This is a genomic window from Actinomadura mexicana, assembly GCF_900188105.1.
In the GTDB taxonomy this organism is placed as follows: Bacteria; Actinomycetota; Actinomycetes; order Streptosporangiales; family Streptosporangiaceae; genus Spirillospora; species Spirillospora mexicana.
Window position 1 is genome coordinate 60,678 of the sequence record NZ_FZNP01000013.1, and the last position, 20,859, is coordinate 81,536.

The following is a 20,859-nucleotide window of genomic DNA, read 5'->3' on the forward strand; positions in this document are numbered from 1 at the left end:
GACATGTACGAGGGCAATCAGGCGTTGGAACCCGATCGCTCAACGATCGAAACGATGGGACGTGCGATCACGGCACGGATCGCCGACTATGTCGACAGCCTGCCCGGGGCACCCGCCAGTCGATTCGGTGAAGCCGAGCACGCTGTGGCGCGGATGTTGCAGCCGCCACCGGAAGAGGCCGGGCGCTTCGAGCTGCTGCTGGACGCCTTCCAGGACGCCGCCGCGCACGGCCTCGATTCGTCGGGCCCTGGATATTACGGCTACTTCCCGGCCGGCGGCCTCATCTCCTCGGCTTTCGCCGACGCGTTCGCCCAGGTGTACAACCGGTTCACCGCAGTGGCCCAACTCGCCCCCGCGCTGGTCGCCATGGAACAGGGCCTCCTGCGGTGGCTGGCAGATCTGTTCGGGCTTCCGGCGAGCGCCGGTGGTCTGGTGACCACGGGCGGGTCGATGGCGACGTTGGCGGCGATCGTCGCTGCCCGCCACGATCGGCTCGGTGAGGATCTGACCGGCGGCACGCTGTACGTCACCGAGCACACTCACTTCTGCGTGGCCAAGGCGGCACGGATCGCCGGTCTTCCCGCGTCAGCGGTGGTGACCGTGCCGACCCGGCGGCTCCGCATGGACCCTGGGGCGGCCGCCCGGATGATCGATGACGACCGGGCCCGTGGGCGTCGCCCCTTCCTGCTGATCGGGACCGCGGGCACGACCAGCACCGGGACGGTGGACCCGCTGCTCGACCTCGGCGAGCTTGCTGCGCAAGAGGGATTGTGGTTTCACGCCGACGCCGCCTACGGAGGGGGCCTGCAACTGACAGCCCGGGGCCGCAGGCGGCTCACGGGGATCGAGCGTGCCGACTCGATCGTCCTTGATCCGCACAAGAGCCTGTTCCTCCAGTACGGAACAGGGGTCGTCCTGGTACGGGACGCCGCCAGGCTGCACGCCGCCCACGCCGACGACGGCCACTACCTGCAGGACCTGGAGACAGTGGCTGCGCTGCCGGACTTCGGACACCTCGGGCCAGAGCTCACGCGGGAGTTCCGCGGCCTTCGGCTATGGCTCCCACTACACCTGCACGGCGTCGCCGCCTTCCGCGACGCTCTGGACGAGAAACTCGACCTGGCCGAGGTCATCCACCGAGAGCTAGCCGAAGATCCGCGCTTCGATGTGCCGTGGGAACCCGACCTGTCGGTGGTGGTGTTCCGGACGTACGGCAGCGACGAGACCAACCGCCGACTGCTCGAACGGATCAACGCCACCCAGCGGCTCTTCCTATCGAGCACCAGCATCGAAGGACGGTTCTTCCTGCGGTTGAACCCGACCAGCCACCGCACCCACCTCGCCGAGGTCCAGAACGCGCTGGCCGTCATCCGCCAGTGCACCCGCGCTCGACCAGGGCGATCAGCGCCTTGATCTGCGAGGAGCGGCCGTTCTTGGGCCCGGCGCCGGTGGTGACGCTGCGGTGGTGCTCAGTCGCCGGCGGCGACGCAGAACGGGTGGCCCTCCGGGTCGATGAGCACGGTCCATTCGCCCTCGCCGGGCTGGGCGTCCGGGCGGCTCGCGCCGAGAGCGAGCAGTTCCTTCACCGCGACCTCGACGTCCGCGACGGCGAAGTCGAGGTGGGCGTGCTTGGCGGGGCCGGGCCAGACGGGGGGCCGGTAGCCCACGATCCGCTGGAGCGCCAGCTGCGGCGCGGACCCGTTGCCGAGGTAGACGACGTCGTCGTCGCCGTAGCTGACCTCCCACCCGGTGGCCTTCCGGTAGAACTCGGCCAGTGCGGTGTGATCGGCGCAGTCGATGATGACCGCGCCGAGAGCGTTGAGGACGGACATGGGGACCCCCTGCTGACGTACATGGCTGGAACGGACGGCCGGGCGCTTCCTCAGCGCCCCGCGTGCGACCAGCCTGCCCGCACCGGAGGGCCCCGGGCTTGAACATCCTTGCGCTGAGACCCCCCGGCCGGCCGTGCCGCTCGGTTAACCGATATGTAGCTGTTCGCGGGGGAGGTGCGAAACAGGGTGGTTCACTAGGATGCTCGCGTGCGCGAAGATCAAGAGGTCCCGGACGACGGCGTACTGACCGCGCCGATCCGGTTGCCGGGCGGCGCGCCGGCGGCCGCGGATGAGCTCGTGGAGCGCGCCCCGAGCGCCGTTCCCGCGCCGGTGGGCGCGTTCGGGCAGGACGTGGAGCGGCTGGCCGGGCTGGTCGCGCAGCTCGTCGAGAGCGCGGGCGTGCTGGGCGTGCGGCTGGACGGCGAGGTCCGCGACGTGCTGGAGGGCGCGGAGAAGGCGTTCGCCGAGGCGCGGGACGCGCGGCGGGAGGCCGCCCAGGCGGACATCCTGGCGAGCGAGGCCGAGGCCCGCGCCGAGGCCGCCCGCCAGGAGGCCGTCGAGGCGCAGGAGGAGCTGGCCGAGGGGCTCGCCGCCGCCAAGGCCAGCATCATGGCGGCGCAGGAGAGCGAGGCCAACGCGTGGAAGGAGGCCGGCGCCCACCAGCAGGCCCGCGCCACGTCCGCCAACGAGGCCGCGAGCGCCGAGGGGCTCCGCAAGCGCGCCGAGGCGGCCTGGAGTACCGAGCACCAGGCGCGCACCGAGGCCGAGCGCGAACGCGACGATCTCGCCGCGCGGCTGAGCAACGACCAGCTCGCGCTGGCCGCGGCCAGGAGCGACCTGGCGGACGCGCGGGTCGAGCTGGCGGGCGTGCGGGCCGAGCTGTCGGAGGCGCGCGCCGGGCTGGAGGCCGCGGCCGAGACCGAGCGGCGGCTGCGCGCGGAGCTGAGCGTCGTGCAGGCCGAGGTCGCGGGGCTGAGCGTGGAACGCGACGCCGCCACGGCGCGGGCCGTGGATCTGGCCGCGCGGGCCGAGCGCGCCGAGCAGCTCGCCGACACCGCCGACGCCCGGATCGACGGCGAGCGGGCGCGGGCCGACCGGGCCGAGGAGCGCGCGGACGCCGCCGAGATCCGCATCGACCGCGACGCCGCGACCGTGCGGGCGTTGCAGGACACCCTGCGCGCGGCGCTGGACCTGCCGTCCGTGGACGATCTCGACGACGGCCGCGGCGTGCGGGTCGGCGACGTGGGCGCGGTCACCGCCCGGCCCGGCGGCCTGGTCGGCGTCGACCAGGTCCCGGAGGTGATGGACGGGGAGATGGCCGGACGGTTCGCCCGCGCGATCCTGGCCGTCCGCGTCCACCAGGCGACCCGCCGCGCGATCGAGGACCCGCCGGCAGAGCCCGAGATGGCCGGGGCCGAGGAGTAGCGCCAGGAGCCCGAGCCGTCAGGCTTTGCCGGGTCGCCCGGGGGCCCTGTTCCTGAGCGGGAGTTCCACGAGGCGGACGCAGAGCATCGTCACGGCGAAACCCGCCAGGCACTCCACCAGGAGGTGGGTGAGTATCGGAGAGTCGCCGCCCTCCTCCATGTACGACAGGCCCACGCGGACGAGGAGCGGCAGACCCGCCATGGCCAGGAGTGCGCAGGCCCGGCGGCCCTGGCCGGACCTCGACAGGGCGGCGCAGGCGACTACGGCGATGACCAGAGCGGCTGTGAGTTGGAGGCGACTCCACGTCTGCACGAAGCCGTAAGCCCGGTCGGGGTCCCTCATCAGATTCGGCAGGCCGAGGTCGCCTTGGAGGAGGAGGGTGAAGAGCGGCTGCGACGTGAGCGCGACCAGGACGCCCGCCATGGCCGCGACCCCGGCGACGCGGGCGCGTCCGAGCAGGCGGGCGCCATGCCGGGGGCCGGGGGATGCGACCAGCGAGGCTGTCGCCAGCAGTGCGAGCGGCAGCGGGACGCCCGCCGTGGAGGACGCCACCGACGCGTACGGGGCTTCCGGGAAGTTCGCGGCCCCGAGCACGAGGACGATCTGCGCGGCGGTCACCGTGCAGGCGGCGGTGGCGGCGTGTCGGCGGGCTCCCCGCCAGGCCAGGACCGTGATGGCCGCCCACGCCAGCCAGAACGGCGCGGTGCCGTAGTAGACGGGGAGCAGGCCCCAGAGGCTGGCGCCGTCGTCCAGCCGCATTTCGAGCAGGATCCCCCTTTGGGGGATGTTGACGGCGAACCGCACCCCGTCGGCCAGCAGCATGAGCATCGAGACGAACCCGGCCACCGCGAACGCGCCGGGCCACGGCGAACCGGTGGCGTCGCCCGCGGCGCGGCGCAGCCGGATGCGGACGGCGCCGGAGAGCAGGTCGGCGGCGTCGGCGAGGGACGGCCGGGTCTGCTCGGGGCGGGCGGCGGACATCAGCACGTCCAGCATCTCCTCCCCGTGCTCGGCGCGGTGCCCGGCCGGGTAGCAGGCGAGGAGGCGGCGGTAGCGGAGTTCGAGCGCGCTCATCGGAGCCCCCCGAAGGCCGGGGTCGTGCCGCCGCGCAGGTTCGGGAAGGCGGCCAGGCGGCGGGCGGCGACCCGCGTCCGGTGCTGGAGCGCCTCGACCTCGGCGCTCAGCGCGGCGGCGCCGTCCTCGGTGAGCCGGTAGTAGCGGCGCAGCCGGCCGTCCACGACCTCCTCGCGGTCGGGGGCGATGAGCCGCTCGTCCTGCAGCCGGTCCAGCGCGGCGTAGAGCGTGCCGGCGCGCAGCCGGGCGCGCCCGGCGGAGATCTGCTCGACGTCGGACATGATCCCGTAGCCGTGCTGCGGGCCGTCCGCGAGCGCGGTGAGGATCAGGAACGTCGGCTCCTGCATCGATTTGGGCATGTCATCGTTATATATCGATCATTTGACTATGGCAAGGCGTCACCTGAGCGCGGCGGGGGCCGTGGGCGGGACGGCGGGGTTCTCGGGCAGGACGCGGTCGATGCGCTCGTAGGGGCGGCCGGGTTCGGGACGGGGGTCCTTCTGGCCGCGGTTCGGCCAGAAGGCCATGGCGCGCTCGGCCTGGGCCGTGATGGTGAGGGACGGGTTGACGCCGAGGTTCGCGGTGACCGCCGAGCCGTCCACGATGTGCAGGCCGGGGTGGCCGTGGACGCGGTGGAAGGGGTCGACGACGCCGGTCTCGGGCGTCTCGCCGATGACGCAGCCGCCGATGAAGTGAGCGGTCGTCGGGATGTTGAAGAGGTCGAACCACGTCCCGCCGGGTGTGGCGTCGAGTTCCTCGGCGAGCATCCGGACGGCCTTGTGCGCGACGGGGATCCAGGTGGGGTTGGGCTCCCCGGCGCCCTGGCGCGCGACCAGCCTGCGGCGGCCGAGGCGGCCGCGCTTCTCGCCGATGGTGATGGAGTTGTCGGCGGTCTGCATGACCAGGGCGATGACGGTCCGCTTGGCCCAGTCCCTGAGGGACAGGCCGCGCAGGATGACGGTCGGGTGCCGGGCGGACTGGCCGAGGAACTTCAGCCAGCGGGGCGCGCCCCCGCCGTCGACCAGCAGGGTCCGGATGACGCCCATGGCGTTGTTGCCCGCGCCGTAGCGGGTGGGTTCGATGTGGGTCTTGTCGTCAGGGTGGAAGGACGAGGTGATGGCGAGGCCCGTGCTGTGGTCGACGTCCTTCCTGCGGTGCCAGACGGTCATGCGCTCGACGCCGAGGAGCGCCTCGGAGTTGGTGCGGGTGAGCTCGCCGAGGCGCGGCGACAGGTGCGGGAGGCGCCCGGCGGCGCGCATGCGGTGCAGGAGGCGCTGCGTCCCGTACGTCCCGGCGGCGAGGACGACGTGCTCGGCGGTCAGCGTCCGGCGGCGCCTGCGGAGCGGGCCGGTGTGCTCGACGGTCACCTCGTACCCGCCGGACCCCCGGGGCGCCAGGGCGGTGACGGTGGTGTCGGGGACGACCCGCACGCCCGCCTTCTCCGCCAGGTACAGGTAGTTCTTGGTCAGCATGTTCTTGGCGCCGACCTTGCAGCCGATCATGCAGGAACCGCAGCCGGTGCAGGTGGTGCGGCGGGGGCCCGCGCCGCCGAAGTAGGGGTCGGCGGTGTCCTCTCCGGGCTTCGCGCCGAAGAACACGCCGACCGGCGTCGGGTGGTAGGTGTGGCCGACGCCCATCCGGTCGGCGACGCGTTTTATCGCCTCGTCGGCGGGCGTGACGAGCGGGTTCGCGGTGACGCCGAGCATGCGGCGGGCCTGGTCGTAGAACGGCGCCAGCTCGTCCTGCCAGTCGGTGATGTGGCCCCACTGGCGGTCCTTGAAGAACGGCTCCGGCGGGACGTAGAGGGTGTTGGCGTAGACGAGGGAGCCGCCGCCGACACCCGCCCCGGCCAGCACGAGGACGCCGGCCTTCCCGCCCACCAGGTGGACGCGCTGGATCCCGCGCATCCCGAGGCGCGGCGCCCACACGTACTTGCGCAGCCGCCAGGACGTCCGGGGGAGCGTGCCCTCGTCGAAGCGGCGCCCGGCCTCGATCACCGCGACCCGGTAGCCCTTCTCCGCCAGCCGCAGGGCCGACACGCTGCCGCCGAACCCCGAGCCCACCACGATGACGTCGAAGTCATCGTCACCGGGCACCGCGCTTTCCTGGGCCATCGCGCTTTCATCGGACACCGCACACCACCATCGTCGGGGGAACGAAGGGGCCGAGTGTGGCCCTTCGAAGCGTCGCGCGCCAGGCGCGCACCGCAGCGATTCAGAACCCGTGTTTGTCATCGGAGTGACAAAGCGCGGCTCAGCGGGCGGCCGCCTGCCCGCGGTCGCCGTTGACCATCCGCGAGTGCAGGATCAGCTCCATTTCCAGGCATCGCCGCGGGTCGCGCAGTTCGTCCCCGAAAAGGTCCTTCAAAGCGCGCAGGCGGTAGCGGACGGTCTGCGGGTGGACGCGCAGCCGGCGGCTCGCGTCGGCGGCGTTGAAATTGTGCTCCAGCAGGGCCAGCAGCGTTTCGGCGAGCCTTTCCCGGCGGGGCGGCGGGACGGCCAGCAGCGGCGCGAGCCGGACGGCGGCCGCGTCGTCGATCAGCTCCCCCGCCCGCGACACCACGAGGACGGGGACGTGCTCTGCGCTGCGGATCAGCCCGCCGTCCGGGATGACGCCGCGGGTCGCGAGGGCGAGGGTCTCGCGCGCCCAGCGCAGCGACTCGGCGGCGCGCGCGACGGGGACGGCGGGGCCGAGGGCCACCGTCCAGTCGCGCAGCAGCGCGGCGGGCAGCAGGCCCGGTCCCCTCCCGTCCGGGCCGGGGACGATCAGGCACGGCTCCGCCGCGGCGAGGTCGGCCAGCAGCCCGTCCGGCAGCGCGAGCGGCGCGCGCGCCGGGCCCGATCGCCGCCGCCGGGCGGTCGCTACGGCGACGGTCGCGGGCAGCGGCCAGCGCGCGTCCGCGGCGAGCGCCGCGACCCGCGCCGGCGCGGCGGGCGGCTCGGCGAGCAGCAGGTGCAGCAGCTTGGCCCCGCGCCGCCGCCGGTTCGGCTCCTCGCGGCGGTCCCGGCGCTCGGCGACCTCCGCGGAGTACCCGACGGCGATCACCTCCGCGACCGCGTCCATGTAGCAGAACTGGGCGTCCACGACGAGGCTGAGCGCGGCGCGGTCGAGGTCGAGGCCGCCGGGGACGGCGCCGAGCGTCCGCCACGCGACGAGCGCGGAACGGCGCAGCGCCTGGTGCGTCTCCACGGGGTCGCGGCCGTCGCGCGCCAGGTGCCGCCCGACCCGCAGGTAGAACGCGGCGACCCGCTCCCAGCCGGCGCCCGGATCCTCGACGAGGTCGCAGAAGTGCCGTATCCCGGCGGCGATCCCGGCGCGGGCGCGCCCGGCCTCCTCCTCGCCGATCTGCGGGTCGCCGCGGCGCAGCTCGGCCAGCAGCCCGTCGGCGGCCCGGTCCACGTGCGGCCTCAGCCGCCGCGCCACCCACGCGGGCACCGCCTCGAACGCGCGGACGTCCAACCCGGTTCGCACCATGCGCCATTCCCCCTGCCTGAACCCCGCCGAAGTGCGGAGCGCTTCTCCAGCATTCCGGACGGGCCGGGGGTCCGGTTGTCGCTGGAATAACCTGTTCCTCGCCCATTTCTGGAGTCGGTTGATAAAGCGCCAGGTCGGCGCGGGCATTTCGACCCTCGCTTTTCTTGCCCCCGCACGGGAGCGGGAATTGCGGGATCAGCCGGGGGTGAAGGTGTCGAGGGCGGTGATCTTCCAGTGGCCGTCGCGGCGGACGGCGGTGACGGTGAGCATGGCGGGGGCGTGGGTGCTCTCGCCGTCGCTCGTGCGGGTGGTCTGCTGGTCGGCGAAGACGAGGACGGCGGCGCGGTCCCCGGTCAGGGTGGTGACGGCGCTGTCGGTGACGCGGGTGCTGAGCACGGTCCTCGCCTTGGGGGCGTCCTCGCGGACCTTCCCGAAGACCGCCTCGTACTGGCGGACGGCGTCGCCGGTGAGGGACGTGCGGGCGGCCTCCGACGTCCGGCCGGGTTCGGCGTGGTCGTAGGAGAACACCTTGCCGATCATGTCGGCGACGGCGCCCTTGACCTCGCTGGTGGCGGCGCCGTCGGTGAGGGCGGTGTTGCGGGCGGACGGGTCGTCCCGCAGCCCGTCCGCCTGCCGGAGCGCCCACACGCCGAGCGCGGCGAGCAGGACGGCGGCGAGGCCGAGCGCGATGGGCGAGGACGCGCGGGCCCGCCACCACGCGGCGCTCCGTACGGTCCGCGCGGCCATTCCGCCAAGCTCCGCCCTGCCACCGAGCTCCGCCCTGCCACCGAGCTCCGCCCTGCCACCGAGCTCCGCCCTGTCACCGAGCTCCGCCATGTCACACTCCTTCAGCAGGTGCCTGGCCCAGCTTGCTGAGCTTCCAGCCGCCGGACGTCCTGGTCAGTTCGCCGACCAGGCGGCTCTGCCTGGTGGCCGGTTCGCCGCCCGGCGGGGTGACGGTGATCTCGACGGCGACCAGCAGCCGGGCCCTGCCGGAGCGCTCGTCCAGTTCGGCGACGGCGGCGTCCAGGATGCGGGCCCTGGTGATCGTCCGGGCCTTGGCGACCTGCTCCTCGAAGGCCGGACGGCCCTGCGTGATCTGCCGGTGCAGGTCGCCGGTGCTGGAGTCCTGCCAGGTCTTCAGGCCGGGCCCGAGGGAGCGGTAGTCGAGGGTGTTGAGGTTCTGGACGCCCTGCTCCCCCGCCTCCAGGACGTCGTCGCGCGCGCGGGAGTAGGCGGCGGCGTCGTCGTGCGCGGCCGAGTACCAGGACCGGCCGGCCCAGGCGGCGAACAGCGCGGCGAGGACGAGCAGGGCGGTCGCCGTCCGTTGCAGGGTGTCGTCCGGGCCGTGCAGGCCGTCGTCCGTACGGTGCAGGGTGTCGTCTGCCATGCGAGCCCCTCAGGCCGAGGTGAGACCGGTGATCGTCCAGTGGCCGCGGTCGCGGTGCGCGGTCACCATGAGCTGCGCGGCGGCGGGCGTGCCGTCCGGTCCGCCCGCGCGGGTGGCGGTCTGGTCGAGGAAGACCAGGAGCCGGGCGGTGTCGCCGGTCAGCGAGACGACCCCGGCACGCACGACGCGGGTGGCGAGCGTGACGCGCTGGGCCGGGGCCTGCTGCCTGACCTGCGCGAAAAGCCGCCGGTACTCCTCCAGCGCCCGGCCTGACAGCTCCCGTCCCGCGGCCTGCCCGGTGGCGGCGACGTCGTCCGGCGCGTAGCTGAACACGTGGACGAGGGCCGTCGACACGTCCCCGATGACTTCGGTCGTGGCGACGTCGTCCAGGACGGCGGTGTCCCCCGAGGTCTCGTCGCCCGTCAGGCCGTTGCCACGTGCCAGCCCGGCGGCGGGACGCAGGGCCAGCGCGAGCACGACGAGCGCGAGCGCGACGGAGAACGGCCGGTAGAGCCTGAGCGGCCGCCTCATCGTGCACCGACCGGGATCGCGATGAGCGATTCGAGCTTCCACCCGGACGGTGTGCGGACCGTCCCGGTCTCGAACCGCTTGCGCTGCAGAGTGGGCGCGCCGCCCCGCAAAGCCAGCTTCACCTGTACGGACGCGATGACCTTCGCCTTCCCCGCCCGGACGTCGAGCGACGTGACGGCGGCTCCGGTGACGGTCGCCGCGGCGGTGGTCCGCGACTGGCCGATCCTGGTGCGGTTCCGCGGCTCGTCCCGGGCGAGCTGGTCGTGCAGCGCGCCGGTGGAGGCGTCCCGCCAGGCGCGCAGCCCGGCGTCCACCCGCGCGGGATCCATCGAGTTGAGCGCGGCGATCTGCTCCCGGGCGCTCCGCAGCACGACGTCCCGCGCGCGTTCGGGCGCGCTCCGCGCATCCGGCTCGTCGCGCAACACCGTCCAGCCCGACCAGGCGAGGAACACGGCGGCGGCGGCGATCGCCGCCCATCCGACCAGCCCCCACCCGGCGAGGAGCCCGTCCCGCCGGCCCCGGGTCTCCCGCTCGGCGGTCGCGGTCATCCGCCTGCCCCCTCGACGCCGAGAAGGCCGCCCATGCCGGCGGGTCCGTCCGCGACGCCCGGCAGAGCGAGCGCGCCCGGCAGGGCAGGCGAACCCGGGAGTGCGGGCGAGCCGGCGGAGAGGACCGAGCCCGCCCGCGCCGGAGCCGGGACCGGACGTCGCGGAGCATTGCCCGCGCCGCGCACGTTCACGCCGCTGGACGGCGGCGCACCGCAATGGGCGGCCGTGTTGAGCGCTGGGCCGGGCGAGGTGTCCAGGCCGTTGCGGTACCTCGTGCCGCCGTAGCCGCTCGTGCAGTCCGGCGGGTCGAAGAACGTCGTGACCATCCCGAAGTCGAGCCTGCCGTCCTGGGCGACCGACATGCCGGTGGAGACCGCCGCGGGCAGCTTCGCCAGGAGCTGCTCCAGACCGTCCGCCCGGGGTTCCAGCAGATCGGACGTGGTCAGCAGGTTCGCGACCAGGACGCTGAGGGACGGGTCGAGGTCGCGCACCAGCGCCCGGAACTCGCCCGCCGCGCCCGGCGCCGTCGACACCAGCTTCCGGAAGGCCGGGTCGGACCTGCGCAGCTGCTCGGAGAGGAGCCGCGCGTCGCGGCCGAACGCCTTCAGCGACGCGGCCTCCTGGTTCTGGGTGCGCAGGACGGTCCCGGCGTCGCCGATGAGCGAGGTGGTCGGCCCGGCGTTCTCGTTCGCGGCGCGGGTGAGCGATCTCGTGCTGTCCAGGAGGACCCGGAGGTCGGGTCCCTGCCCGGCGAACGCCTGGCCCAGCTCCCCGACGACCGTCCGCAGCGCGTCGGTCGGGACGGACGAGGCGAGCGCGTTCACGCTGGTGAGCAGGTCCGTCACCGGGGCCGGAGTCGCCGTCGACGAACGCGGGATCACCGAGCCGCCCGCCAGGAACGGCCCCGCGCTCGTGGCCGGGCGGAGGTCGATGTACTGCTCGCCGATCGCCGACCGGTTCGCGACGACGGCCCGCGTGCGTGCGGGAACCCGCGGCGCCGACTTCTCGATCTTCAGGTCGGCCAGCACGCCGTCGCCGGTCAGGTGCAGCGTGCCGACCCGTCCGACCGAGGTGCCCCGGTAGGTGACGTCGGCGTTCTCCGCGAGGCCGCCCGCCTCGGCGAGGTCGGCCCGCACGACGTAGTAGTCGCGGTAGCCGACGTACCCGCCGAGGTCGGCGTAGGAGAGGCCGACGTGGCCCATCGCCAGTAGGCCGACGACGAGGAAGACGAGGTTCTTGACCCTGGTGGCCGCGGTCGGCATCAGTCCCCCTGCGCGGGCTTGACCGGCGGGACGACCTGGGTCCCCGGCCGGGCGGTGATCTGGAGGTACACGTTCAGGTAGTCGCCCTTCACCGCGGGCAGGACGGCGTCGGTGAACGGATAGGTCGCCAGCACCTGCAGCGCGTTCGGCAGGTCGCGGCCGGCGTCGGAGAGTTCGCGCAGCGTCGGTTCGAGGGCGCGCAGGTCGGCGATCATGTCGTCCCGGCTCCGCCGGACGGTCGTGACCGCCGCGCGCGACAGGTCGTCCAGCGATCGCAGCATCCGGACGAGCGCCCCGCGCTGCTCGGCCAGCACCGCGAGGCCGGGTTCGATGTCGTCGAGGGCGACGCCGATCTGGTCCCGGCGGCCGCGCAGCGTGGCCGACAGCCGGTTCAGGCCGTCGATGGCGTCGGTGATGCCCCGCCTGTTCGCGTCCAGGTCGCCGACGAGCCTGCGGGCCTGCTCCAGCAGCGACCGGACCTGCGGTTCGTTGCCGCCGAGCGCCCGGTTCAGCTCGACGGTGATCGTCCGGAGCTGCGCGATGCCGCCGCCGTTCAGCAGCATCGACAGCGCGCCGAAGACCTCCTCGACCTCGGGGTTCCGGTTCGTCCGGGACTCCGGGATCACCGCGCCGTCCGCCAGCGCGCCCGGCCCCGCGGCAGCCTGGGCCCCGCCCGGCGGTCCGGCGCTGAGCTGCACGAACTTCTCCCCCAGCAGGCTCGACTGGCGCAGCTCGGCGTAGGCGTTCGCGGGGAGCCGGACATCGCCGTCGACCTTCATGGTGACCTCCGCCGTCCAGCCGTCCCGGGGCAGCGCGACCTTCACCACCCGCCCGACCGCGACGTCGTTGACCTTCACCGCCGACTGCGGGACGAGGTTCAGCACGTTCGCGAACCGCGCCCGCACCGTGTACGGGTGGTCGCCGAGGTCGGCGCCGCCCGGCAGCGGGAGGTCCGCCGCGCCGGAGAAGCCGCACCCGCCGAGGGCGGTGCAGGCGAGGGCCGTCCACACGACGTGCCGGATCATGGCGCCGCCCTCCGCTGCCCGGCCACCGGCAGCGGCGGGGCCAGCTCGCCGAGGTTCTGCCGCCCCATCAGCGACCGCGTCGCCGGGTCGTAGGCGTTCAGGATGTTGGTGGCGTTGAGCGGCTGGACGTCCAGGGCCTCCGCCAGCGACCGGCGCTGCTTCACCAGCAGCTGCGTGATGTCGGCGAGCTTCCCGACGTTCCCGGCGATCTGCCGCCGGTTGTCGTGCACGAACGCCTTGACCCGGGCGAGCGCCTCGGCCAGCGCCTTCAGCGCGGCGTCCAGCTCCTCGCGGTCGTCGGCGAGGAAGCCGGAGACGTCGGCGAGCTGCCGCTCCGCCTCCCTGACCTGCCCGTTGTTGGTCCTCAACGTCGTCGTGAACGTCTGGAGGCCGCGGATCGTCGCGAACAGGTCCTTCTGCGAGCCGGACAGGGTCCTGGCCGCCTGCGCCATCCGCTCGGTGGTCGTGCGGATGTCGTGCCCGTTGCCGCCGAGGTTCTCGGCGCCCGTTTCGAGGAGCCGCGACAGCGCGCCGTCCTTGTTCAGGCCCTTGGGCCCGAGGTCGGCGGCCAGCCTGCGGATGCTGTCGTAGACCTTGTCGAGCTCCATGGGCGTCGCGGTCCGGTCGGCCGGGATCACCGTCCCGGCCGCCATCCTGGGGCCGGACGTGTAGGCGGGCGTGAGCTGGACGTACCGGTCGGCCACCAGGCTCGGCGCGACCGCCACGGCCTTCGCCCCGGCCGGGACGTCCACGCCGCGGTCGACGGTCATGACCGTCCGGACCCGGGTCCCCTCGGCCCGGACGGAGTCGACCGCGCCGACCTTCACACCGAGGACCCGCACGTCGGAGCCCTTGTAGACGCCGACCGCGGTCGGGAAGTACACGGTGATCCGGGTCCCGCCCGGGTCGCGCAGGGCGACCAGGACGACGGCGGCGACCACGACGGCGAGCCCGGCGGCGACCAGCGGGGTACTCAGCCGGCGCAGCATCAGCCACCCCCCTTCTTGGGCGGCATGCACCCTTGGTCGGGGGCCTTCGCCCCGTACTCCTTCGGGACGAGCCCGCACAGGTAGCCGTCCATCCAGCGCCCGTTGCCGAGCGTGTTGCCCAGCAGCCGCGTGTAGGGGCCGGCCGTCTTCAGCGCCCTGTCGAGGTCGTCCTGGTTCTCGCGCAGCAGGTCGGTGACGCGGCCGAGGGCGCGGAGCGTCGGGTCGAGCTGCCGCTGGTTGTCGTCGACGAGCCCGACGAGCTGCCGCGACAGCGCCTGCGTGCCCGTGAGCAGCGCGTGGATCGCCTCGCGGCGGTGCCGGATCTCACCGAGCAGCAGGTTCCCGTCCCGCAGCAGCGCCTCGACGTTCGCGCTCTGGCCCGCCATCGTCCCGGTGACCTGCCGCGTGTTGGCGAGCAGCCGCGCCAGCTCCGCGTCCCGCGACGAGATCGTCTTCGACAGCGCCGAGACGCCGTCCAGTGCCCTGCGGACGCTCGGCGCCGTCCCGGCGAACGTCGTGGAGATCGCGTCGAGACTCGCGGCGAGCTCGGCCGAGTCGATCCGCCCGACCGTCCCGGCGAGGTCCTCGAACGCCCTCGTCACGTCGTAGGGGGAGGTCGTCCGGGCGAGGGGGATGCGGCGGCCCGGATCCTGCGGCCGGGCGCCGAGCGGGTCGACGGCGAGGAACTTGTCGCCGAGCAGCGTCTTGATCGCGATGGCGGCGGTGCTGGCGTCCCCGATCCAGGTGCGGCGCACCCGGAACGCGACGGCGACCTTCGCGCCGTCAAGCCGGACGCCCGTGACCTCGCCGACCTTCACCCCCGCGACGCGGACCTCGTTGCCGGGGCGCAGCCCGGCGGCCTCGCCGAACTCGGCGGTGTAGCGGGTGCCGCCGCCGATCACCGGCAGGTTCCGGGCGTTGAACGACAGCAGGCCCAGCGCGGTGATCAGCGCGAGCGACACGACCGCGACCGCGACCGGGTTCCGCTCCCGGACGGGCCTCAGCCGGGGCCGCCGGCCCTTGACCGGCCGTCTCTTCGTCATGCGCCGCACCTTTCGGCCGTGAGCGGGACACCGGTGGGCGGCGGATGCTCCTCGCCCGGGTACTGCCGGTAGGCGGCGCCGCCGAGGTCGGCCTCGCAGAGGTAGAGGTTCATCCACGACCCGTAGGAGGCGATGCGCCCGATCGCGGTCATCTTCACCGGCAGCAGCCGCAGGAACGACTCGACCTTCGGGGAGTCGTCCGACAGGTTCTCCGACAGCCGCCCGAGCTGCGCGATGTCGCGCTTGAGCGGTTCGCGGCCGTCGCGCAGCAGGCCGGTGGTGGTGCTCGCGAGGTCGTCCAGCGCGCCGATCGCCTCGCCGATCGCGGTGCGGTCGGCGGCCAGCCCGGACACGAGCCGCCGCAGCGTCCCGATCAGGTTCCCGAGGTCGTCGCCGCGCGAGTTGATCGTGTCGAGGACGGCGTTGAGGTTGTCGACGACCTGCCCGATGACCTGGTCCTTGTCGGCGATGCCGCGCGTCAGCGACCCGACGGTGGACAGCAGCCCCTCGACCGTCCCGCCCTCGCCCTGCAGCACCTGCACGATCGACCCGGCGAGCTGGTTCACGTCCCGCGGGGACAGCGCCTGGAACAGCGGCTGGAACCCGTTGAAGAGCTGCGTCAGGTTCAGCGCGGGCGCCGTCCGCTCGACGGGGATGGTGGCGCCGGGCCGCAGCGTCCCGCCCTCCCCCGCGCCGCGCCCCAGCTCGACGTACCGCTGCCCGATCAGGTTCAGGTACTTGATCGTCGCGGTGGACGAGGCGGGCAGCCGGCGCCCGCGCTCGACGGAGAACGAGACGAGCGCGACGCGGCGGTCCACGACCTCGATGCCGCCGACCCTGCCGATCTCGACGCCCGCGATCCGGACGCCGTCGCCCTCGCGCAGCCCGGAGGCGTCGGAGAACCGCGCCCGGTAGGAGACGGTGTCACCGCCCCCGGTCCGGGTGATGCTGAGCGCGAGCATCGCGGTCGCGACCACGGTCACCGCGACGAACGCCAGCGACTTGACCAGCGGCCTCGCCAGGCTCCTCCGGTTCACACGAGCGGTCCGGTTCACACGAGCGGTCCGGTTCACACGAGCGGTCCGGTTCACACGAGCGGTCCGGTTCATCCCAGCCTCACCTCCGTGCCCCGGTAGACGGGCCCGACGAGGACGCTGCTCCAGTCCGGCAGCGCCTCCGGGACGTCCTGGAGCCCGGGTGCGAGCAGCTCGTTGACGAGGCGGTTCTCCTCGGGCGAGTTCGGCAGGCCGAGCGCGCCCGGCGCCACCGCGACCGGCGTGGCCGCATTCGGCGGCGCCGATCTCGGGAGGGCGGTCCCGCCCACCGGATAGCAGTGCGGGCCGCTCCTGTCGGTGTAGCGCGGACGGTCCTTACCCGGGACGTAGCGCCCCTTGGACGGCAGCGTCCTGACGTTCACGTGCAGGCCGGGCCGGTCGGTGCCCTTGCCGAGCACCTTGTCCATCACCGGGACGAAGTCGGTCAGCATCCGCAGCGTGCACGGGTACTCGGGCGCGTACCTGCTCAGCAGTTCGAGCGTCGGCCGGCTCGCCGCCGAGAGGCGGATGACGTTGCCGGAGTTCTCGTGCAGGAAGTCGGCCAGGTCCGAGGAGGCGTCCGTCACCGACGCGTACAGCCGCGCGAGGTCGTTCCTCTGCTCGACCAGCGACCGGCTCGTGTAGGCGAAGTCGTTGAGAGCCTGGAGGATGTCGGGCGCGGCCTCGGTGTAGTCGCGGCTCACCTCGACGAGCAGCCTGATGTCGCGGTTGAGGGCGGGCAGGCTCGGGTTGACCTTCTTGAGGTAGGCGTCCAGCTCGACCATCGTCCGGCCGAGGTCGGCGCCCCGCCCGTCCAGCGCCTGGGAGACCGCGGTGAGCGTCGCCGCCAGCTCCGCCGGCCGTACGGCCGTGAGCAGCGGAAACAGGTTGTCCATCACCTGCTGGAGCTCGATCGCGTTCGCCGACCGGTCCTGGCTGATGACGCTCCCGGCGGTGAGCCGCTCGGGGGACGGCCGCGCCGGCGGGACGAGCGCGACGAACCGGGCCCCGAACAGCGTCGTCGGCAGGAGCTGCGCCGACACGTTGCGCGGCAGCAGCCTCACCTTGTCCGGCCGGATCGCCAGCCGCAGCGTCGCGACGCCGCCGTCCGAGGAGATCTCGCGGACCTCGCCGACGACCACGCCGCGCAGCTTCACGTCCGCGTGCGGGCGCATCTCGCTGCCCGCGCTCGCCGTCCGCAGCGTCACCCAGGCGACGTCCGTGAACTTCTTGCCGTAGACGGCGACCGACAGCCAGACCAGCAGTACCGGCACGAGCAGGAACGCCACCCCCGCGAGCCGCCGGCCCAGGACCCCCCGGGCGTTCACCCGGCCACCTTCACCGTCGTGCTGGTGCCCCAGAGCGCGAGGCTGAAGAAGAAGTCGCTCACGCTGATCAGGACGATGGACGTGCGGACCGCGCGGCCGACGGCCCGCCCCACCCCGGCGGGGCCCCCGGCCGCGCGGTAGCCGTAGTAGCAGTGCGACAGGATCACCAGGACGCTGAAGACCAGCACCTTGAAGAACGACAGGACGACGTCCACCGGCGACAGGAACAGCCCGAAGTAGTGGTCGTAGGTGCCCGCCGACTGCCCGTTGACCACGACCGTGACCTCCCGGGACGCCAGGTAGGCGCACAGCAGCCCGATCGCGTAGAGCGGGAGGATCGCGACGGCGCCCGCGACGATCCGCGTCGTCACCAGGTACGGCAGCGACGGGATGCCCATGACCTCCAGGGCGTCCACCTCGTCGCTGATGCGCATGGCGCCGAGCTGCGCGGTGAACCCCGCGCCGACCGTCGCCGAGAGCGCCAGGCCCGACACCACCGGGGCGATCTCGCGGGTGTTGATGTAGGCGGAGGCGAACCCGGTGAACGCCGAGGTCCCGATCTGCTGGAGGGCCGAGTAGCCCTGCATGCCGACGACGACGCCGGTCGCGAGGGTCATCGCGACCATCACGCCGATCGTCCCGCCGACCACGCCGAGGCCGCCGCTGCCGAACGCGACCTCCGAGAGCAGCCGCTGCACCTCCCTGCGGTAGCGGTGGACGGCGCGCGGCGTCCACAGCAGCGCCCGGACGTAGAAGACGCCCTGGTCGCCGGGCTGGTCCAGCCACGCGAACCATCCGGCGGGCCCGGCTCTGAGCCCGGCGAGGCCCCTGCCGGGGGGTCGCCCCCTCGGAAAGACGAGGTTCATGCTCAGCCTCCCTTCGGCGGGACGACCTGGAGGTAGATCCCGGTGATCACGAGGTTGAGCAGGAACAGCAGCAGGAACGTGATGACGACCGACTGGTTCACCACGTCGCCGACGCCCTTCGGGCCGCCCCTCGGGTTCAGGCCCCGGTAGGCGGCGACGATCCCGGTGACGAAGCCGAACAGCAGCGCCTTCGCCTCGCCGACGTAGAGGTCGGGGAGCTGGGCGAGGGCGGAGAAGCTCGCGACGTACGCGCCGGGCGTCCCGCCCTGCATCATGACGTTGAAGTAGTAGCCGCCCGCGACGCCGACGACCGAGACCAGGCCGTTCAGCAGGAACGCCACGGCGACGCAGGCGAGGACGCGCGGGACGACGAGCCGCTGGACGGGCGAGACGCCGAGCACCTCCATCGCGTCCAGCTCCTCGCGGATCGTCCGGGCGCCGATGTCCGCGCAGATCGTCGAGCCCGCCACCCCCGACACCAGCAGCGCCACGATCATCGGGCTGGCCTGCTGGATCACCACCAGGACGCTGGCGGCGCCGGTGAACGACTGCGCGCCGAACTGCTGGGTGAGGGAGCCGACCTGCAGCGACGTCACCGCGCCGAACGGGATCGACACGAGCGCCGTCGGCAGGATCGTGACGCTGGCGATGAACCAGAACTGCTCGACGAACTCGCGGACCTGGAAGGGCCGCCGGAACGCCATGCCGAACACGGTGGCGCCGAGCGCGAACATGCGGCCCGCCTCGCGCAGCGCGCTCAGCGGATACGTGGCCGGTGACGGCATGCCCGCACCTCCCCTCCGCGCTCCCGGCGCCTCACGCTCTCCCGATGTCCCGGTTTGGCCCGATATCGTCGAGGCCCGATCCCGCTGGAGGGACCCCTGTGAACCGACTTCATCTGGCGGCTCTGCTGCTCGTTCCGGCGCTCGCCCTCAGCGCGTGCGGGGGCGACGGCGAGAAGCCGAAGCCGTCGGCCCCGGCGCAGGCCGAGGTCTCGGACCCGCCTTCCGGCGCCCCGGGCGCGGGCGACTCGGCCAAGGGCGGCTCGGCGAAGGCCCCGGCCGGGGTGCCGACGTCCGCGCCGCCGAAGGTCGTGAACGCGTTCGTGGCCTGCATGCGCAAGCGGGGCGTCAAGGTGCCGAAGGACACGACGGGATGGCGGCCCGACCCCCAGGACGGCCGGACGCAGAAGGCGCTCATGGCCTGCATGAAGTCCCCCGGCGCCCCCGGGTCCTGACGCGGCGTCACCCCTTGCATGCCGGCGCCTTGGCGAACGCCGCGGCCAGCTGCGGGTTCTTCCGGAGATCCTGCGCGGGCCCCTGATAGCCGTTGTACTGCCCGAACGCCTTGCCCATCTGGTCGACGGCCCGTTGCAGCGATCGCTTGTCGTTCACCTTCGCGCGCTTGAGGTTCTTGGACGCGGTGGAGACGGTGGAGTGCGTCCGGGTGAGGTTGTTCATCGTGGTGGAGAACACGGCCTCGCCGTTGTCGACGGGCGGCGCGCCCAGCCCGGACAGCCTGGTCTCCAGCGTCCGCATCCGGTCGGAGATGCCGTCGAGGAGCTGGACGAGCGACGCCTTGGACTTCAGCACGCTCGCGCCGTCCAGCTTCGGCGCCTGCATCGGGGCGCTCTGCGTGAGGACGCCGCAGGCCCTGCCCGCCCAGGCGACCTCGGGGCCGTCCTTCTTCTCCGAGCCGCATCCGGCCGCGGACAGTGCGGCCGCCGAGGCCAGCGCCACAAGGGCGACGGATCGCCGAACCATGGTTGTCTCCTTCTCGGGGGTGGGCGACGCTTCAGCGAGTCGGGTCTCAGCAGTTGGAGGTGGCGGGCTTCCCGGCGAAGCGGTCCGCGAGGAACGCCATCGCGTCCTCGCTGCCGCGGTGGACGAGCGTGATGTGGCTGACGCCCTCCCACGTCTTCCAGGTGACGGGGACGCCGAGCTTGCAGTAGTCGTCCCGGAGCTGCTTGGCCTGCCCGTACGCGACGATCTCGTCGGAGGCCGAGTGGTACTGGAACACGGGGACCTTGACGGGTTCGGCGCCGAGCTGGTTCTCCGTCACCCGGTTCAGCCACGCCTCGGTCGCGAACGGGCTGGTGGTGAAGTAGTCCGGGATCGTCTTGCCCTTGTAGTCGAGCAGCAGCTCCAGCGTGCAGGCGCCGCCCTCCAGGCCGTCCACCATGGCGCGGCCGGCGTCGTTGAGGTAGGACGCGAGGTCCAGCTCGGGATAGGCGTGGTCCATGCCGACCATCGAGTAGAGGAGGAAGCCGAACGGGTCCCGGCCTTCCAGCGGCAGGCCCACGGCGGCGAGGTCGGACGGCACGCCGCCGCCGGCGACGCCCGCGAGCCTCAGCTCCGGCGCGTACTCCGGCTGCTTCTGCCCCGCCCACATCGCGGCCGCGCCGCCCTGCGAGTAGCCGCGGAACGCGACCTGCGCGTCCTTCGACAGGCCCGACTCGGGGAGCCGCTGCGCCGCGCGGACCGCGTCGATGACGGAGTAGCCCATGGAGTCGACCACGTAGGTGGTCGCCGGGTTCTCGTGGTAGCCCTGGTAGTCGGTGACGGCGACCGCGTAGCCCTTCCCGAGCATCTCGTTCAGCGCGGCCTGCTCGTAGAAGGCGCCCTGGTCGATGAACCTGGACGGCGCGCAGCGGAACGCCGGGCCGCTGGTGCCGGGGCCGAACCCGACGACCGGTGCCTTCGCCGCGTCCGCCTTCTTCGGCACGAGGACGATCCCGGTGACGGCGACGGGCCTGCCGAGCGCGTCGGTCGACAGGTACATGACCTGCCAGGCGTCGGCGAGCGAGCGCGCGGCCGGCGGGCCCGCCTTCGCCGGGCGCGCCCGGACGACGTCGCCCGGGGAGCCGGCCGGCAGCGGCGAGGGCGGGGTGTAGAAGGCGTCCCCCGCCGGGCCGGGGGCGGTCGCCGGGGCCGCCGACGCGGGCGCGGTGGACGCGGGGACGGCGCAGAGCGCGGCCAGCAGCGCGACGGCCGGGGCGAGGAGCGCCGTGCGCCGGTGGTGGTGGTTCGGCATCCCTG

At 73.4% G+C, this 20,859-nt stretch carries 22 protein-coding genes; 3 read left to right on the plus strand and 19 right to left on the minus strand.

The window, feature by feature from the left end; genetic code table 11:
• Window positions 1–3: 3 nt before the first annotated feature.
• Window positions 4–1,413, plus strand: coding sequence for a pyridoxal phosphate-dependent decarboxylase family protein (locus tag CHC11_RS29145; RefSeq protein ID WP_218826298.1), 1,410 nt, complete (start codon window positions 4–6; stop codon window positions 1,411–1,413).
• Between the two features lie 56 nt (window positions 1,414–1,469).
• Here CHC11_RS29145 and CHC11_RS29150 read toward each other — a convergent pair whose 3' ends face one another.
• Window positions 1,470–1,832, minus strand: a complete 363-nt coding sequence (locus CHC11_RS29150; RefSeq protein WP_089315055.1) for a VOC family protein — start codon at window positions 1,830–1,832, stop codon at window positions 1,470–1,472.
• 207 nt (window positions 1,833–2,039) lie between these two features.
• Here CHC11_RS29150 and CHC11_RS29155 point away from each other — a divergent pair, with 207 nt between their 5' ends.
• Window positions 2,040–3,257, plus strand: coding sequence for a coiled-coil domain-containing protein (locus tag CHC11_RS29155; RefSeq protein WP_089315056.1), 1,218 nt, complete (start codon window positions 2,040–2,042; stop codon window positions 3,255–3,257).
• A gap of 18 nt (window positions 3,258–3,275) precedes the next feature.
• On the opposite strand, the gene CHC11_RS29160 is transcribed toward CHC11_RS29155, so the two are convergent.
• The 16 genes from CHC11_RS29160 to CHC11_RS29230 all read right to left on the minus strand — a co-directional run bounded on the left by CHC11_RS29160 (window position 3,276) and on the right by CHC11_RS29230 (window position 18,606).
• A complete protein-coding gene (locus tag CHC11_RS29160; protein ID WP_089315057.1) occupies window positions 3,276–4,331 on the minus strand; it encodes a hypothetical protein in 1,056 nt (351 codons plus the stop codon).
• Window positions 4,328–4,690, minus strand: coding sequence for a PadR family transcriptional regulator (locus CHC11_RS29165; RefSeq protein WP_245919908.1), 363 nt, complete (start codon window positions 4,688–4,690; stop codon window positions 4,328–4,330). Before CHC11_RS29165 ends, CHC11_RS29160 begins: the two co-directional genes overlap by 4 nt.
• Window positions 4,691–4,729: 39 nt before the next feature.
• Window positions 4,730–6,445: an FAD-dependent oxidoreductase gene (locus CHC11_RS29170; protein ID WP_089315059.1), complete on the minus strand. Its 1,716-nt coding sequence runs from the start codon at window positions 6,443–6,445 to the stop codon at window positions 4,730–4,732.
• A 139-nt stretch (window positions 6,446–6,584) separates the two neighbouring features.
• Complete coding sequence (locus tag CHC11_RS29175; protein ID WP_089315060.1) at window positions 6,585–7,805, minus strand: helix-turn-helix domain-containing protein; 1,221 nt, start codon at window positions 7,803–7,805, stop codon at window positions 6,585–6,587.
• Window positions 7,806–8,000: 195 nt separating this feature from the next.
• The gene (locus tag CHC11_RS29180) at window positions 8,001–8,642 is read right to left on the minus strand and encodes a hypothetical protein (RefSeq protein ID WP_245919910.1); all 642 of its coding nucleotides are present in this window, start codon (window positions 8,640–8,642) and stop codon (window positions 8,001–8,003) included.
• 1 nt (window position 8,643) lies between these two features.
• Window positions 8,644–9,195, minus strand: coding sequence for a hypothetical protein (locus CHC11_RS29185; protein WP_218826299.1), 552 nt, complete (start codon window positions 9,193–9,195; stop codon window positions 8,644–8,646).
• A gap of 9 nt (window positions 9,196–9,204) precedes the next feature.
• The gene (locus tag CHC11_RS29190) at window positions 9,205–9,726 is read right to left on the minus strand and encodes a hypothetical protein (protein WP_089315061.1); all 522 of its coding nucleotides are present in this window, start codon (window positions 9,724–9,726) and stop codon (window positions 9,205–9,207) included.
• Window positions 9,723–10,274 (minus strand): hypothetical protein, encoded by a 552-nt coding sequence (locus tag CHC11_RS29195; protein WP_089315062.1) that lies wholly within the window; start codon window positions 10,272–10,274, stop codon window positions 9,723–9,725. Before CHC11_RS29195 ends, CHC11_RS29190 begins: the two co-directional genes overlap by 4 nt.
• Window positions 10,271–11,536, minus strand: coding sequence for an MCE family protein (locus tag CHC11_RS43565; RefSeq protein WP_089315063.1), 1,266 nt, complete (start codon window positions 11,534–11,536; stop codon window positions 10,271–10,273). The genes CHC11_RS29195 and CHC11_RS43565 overlap by 4 nt, the downstream gene beginning before the upstream one ends.
• Window positions 11,536–12,561 carry an MCE family protein gene (locus tag CHC11_RS29205; protein WP_089315064.1) on the minus strand — a complete coding sequence of 342 codons (1,026 nt, stop codon included), beginning with the start codon at window positions 12,559–12,561 and terminating at the stop codon, window positions 11,536–11,538. Before CHC11_RS29205 ends, CHC11_RS43565 begins: the two co-directional genes overlap by 1 nt.
• Window positions 12,558–13,550, minus strand: coding sequence for an MCE family protein (locus CHC11_RS29210; protein WP_089315065.1), 993 nt, complete (start codon window positions 13,548–13,550; stop codon window positions 12,558–12,560). Before CHC11_RS29210 ends, CHC11_RS29205 begins: the two co-directional genes overlap by 4 nt.
• The gene (locus CHC11_RS29215; protein WP_089315231.1) at window positions 13,550–14,593 is read right to left on the minus strand and encodes an MCE family protein; all 1,044 of its coding nucleotides are present in this window, start codon (window positions 14,591–14,593) and stop codon (window positions 13,550–13,552) included. The genes CHC11_RS29210 and CHC11_RS29215 overlap by 1 nt, the downstream gene beginning before the upstream one ends.
• Window positions 14,590–15,630 carry an MCE family protein gene (locus CHC11_RS29220; protein WP_089315066.1) on the minus strand — a complete coding sequence of 347 codons (1,041 nt, stop codon included), beginning with the start codon at window positions 15,628–15,630 and terminating at the stop codon, window positions 14,590–14,592. The genes CHC11_RS29215 and CHC11_RS29220 overlap by 4 nt, the downstream gene beginning before the upstream one ends.
• A 68-nt stretch (window positions 15,631–15,698) precedes the next feature.
• Complete coding sequence (locus CHC11_RS42195; protein ID WP_218826301.1) at window positions 15,699–16,955, minus strand: MCE family protein; 1,257 nt, start codon at window positions 16,953–16,955, stop codon at window positions 15,699–15,701.
• A complete protein-coding gene (locus tag CHC11_RS42200) occupies window positions 16,952–17,821 on the minus strand; it encodes an MlaE family ABC transporter permease (RefSeq protein ID WP_218826302.1) in 870 nt (289 codons plus the stop codon). The genes CHC11_RS42195 and CHC11_RS42200 overlap by 4 nt, the downstream gene beginning before the upstream one ends.
• A gap of 2 nt (window positions 17,822–17,823) precedes the next feature.
• Window positions 17,824–18,606 carry an MlaE family ABC transporter permease gene (locus CHC11_RS29230; protein ID WP_089315067.1) on the minus strand — a complete coding sequence of 261 codons (783 nt, stop codon included), beginning with the start codon at window positions 18,604–18,606 and terminating at the stop codon, window positions 17,824–17,826.
• Window positions 18,607–18,704: 98 nt separating this feature from the next.
• On the opposite strand from CHC11_RS29230, the gene CHC11_RS29235 reads away from it, so the two are divergent.
• Window positions 18,705–19,058 carry a hypothetical protein gene (locus CHC11_RS29235; RefSeq protein WP_089315068.1) on the plus strand — a complete coding sequence of 118 codons (354 nt, stop codon included), beginning with the start codon at window positions 18,705–18,707 and terminating at the stop codon, window positions 19,056–19,058.
• Window positions 19,059–19,065: 7 nt separating this feature from the next.
• Here the strand turns inward: CHC11_RS29235 and CHC11_RS29240 are convergent, their stop codons facing one another.
• Both CHC11_RS29240 and CHC11_RS29245 read right to left on the minus strand, forming a co-directional pair.
• Window positions 19,066–19,584: a hypothetical protein gene (locus tag CHC11_RS29240; protein WP_143227361.1), complete on the minus strand. Its 519-nt coding sequence runs from the start codon at window positions 19,582–19,584 to the stop codon at window positions 19,066–19,068.
• Window positions 19,585–19,630: 46 nt separating this feature from the next.
• Window positions 19,631–20,854 carry a lipase family protein gene (locus CHC11_RS29245; protein ID WP_089315070.1) on the minus strand — a complete coding sequence of 408 codons (1,224 nt, stop codon included), beginning with the start codon at window positions 20,852–20,854 and terminating at the stop codon, window positions 19,631–19,633.
• Window positions 20,855–20,859 lie beyond the last annotated feature (5 nt).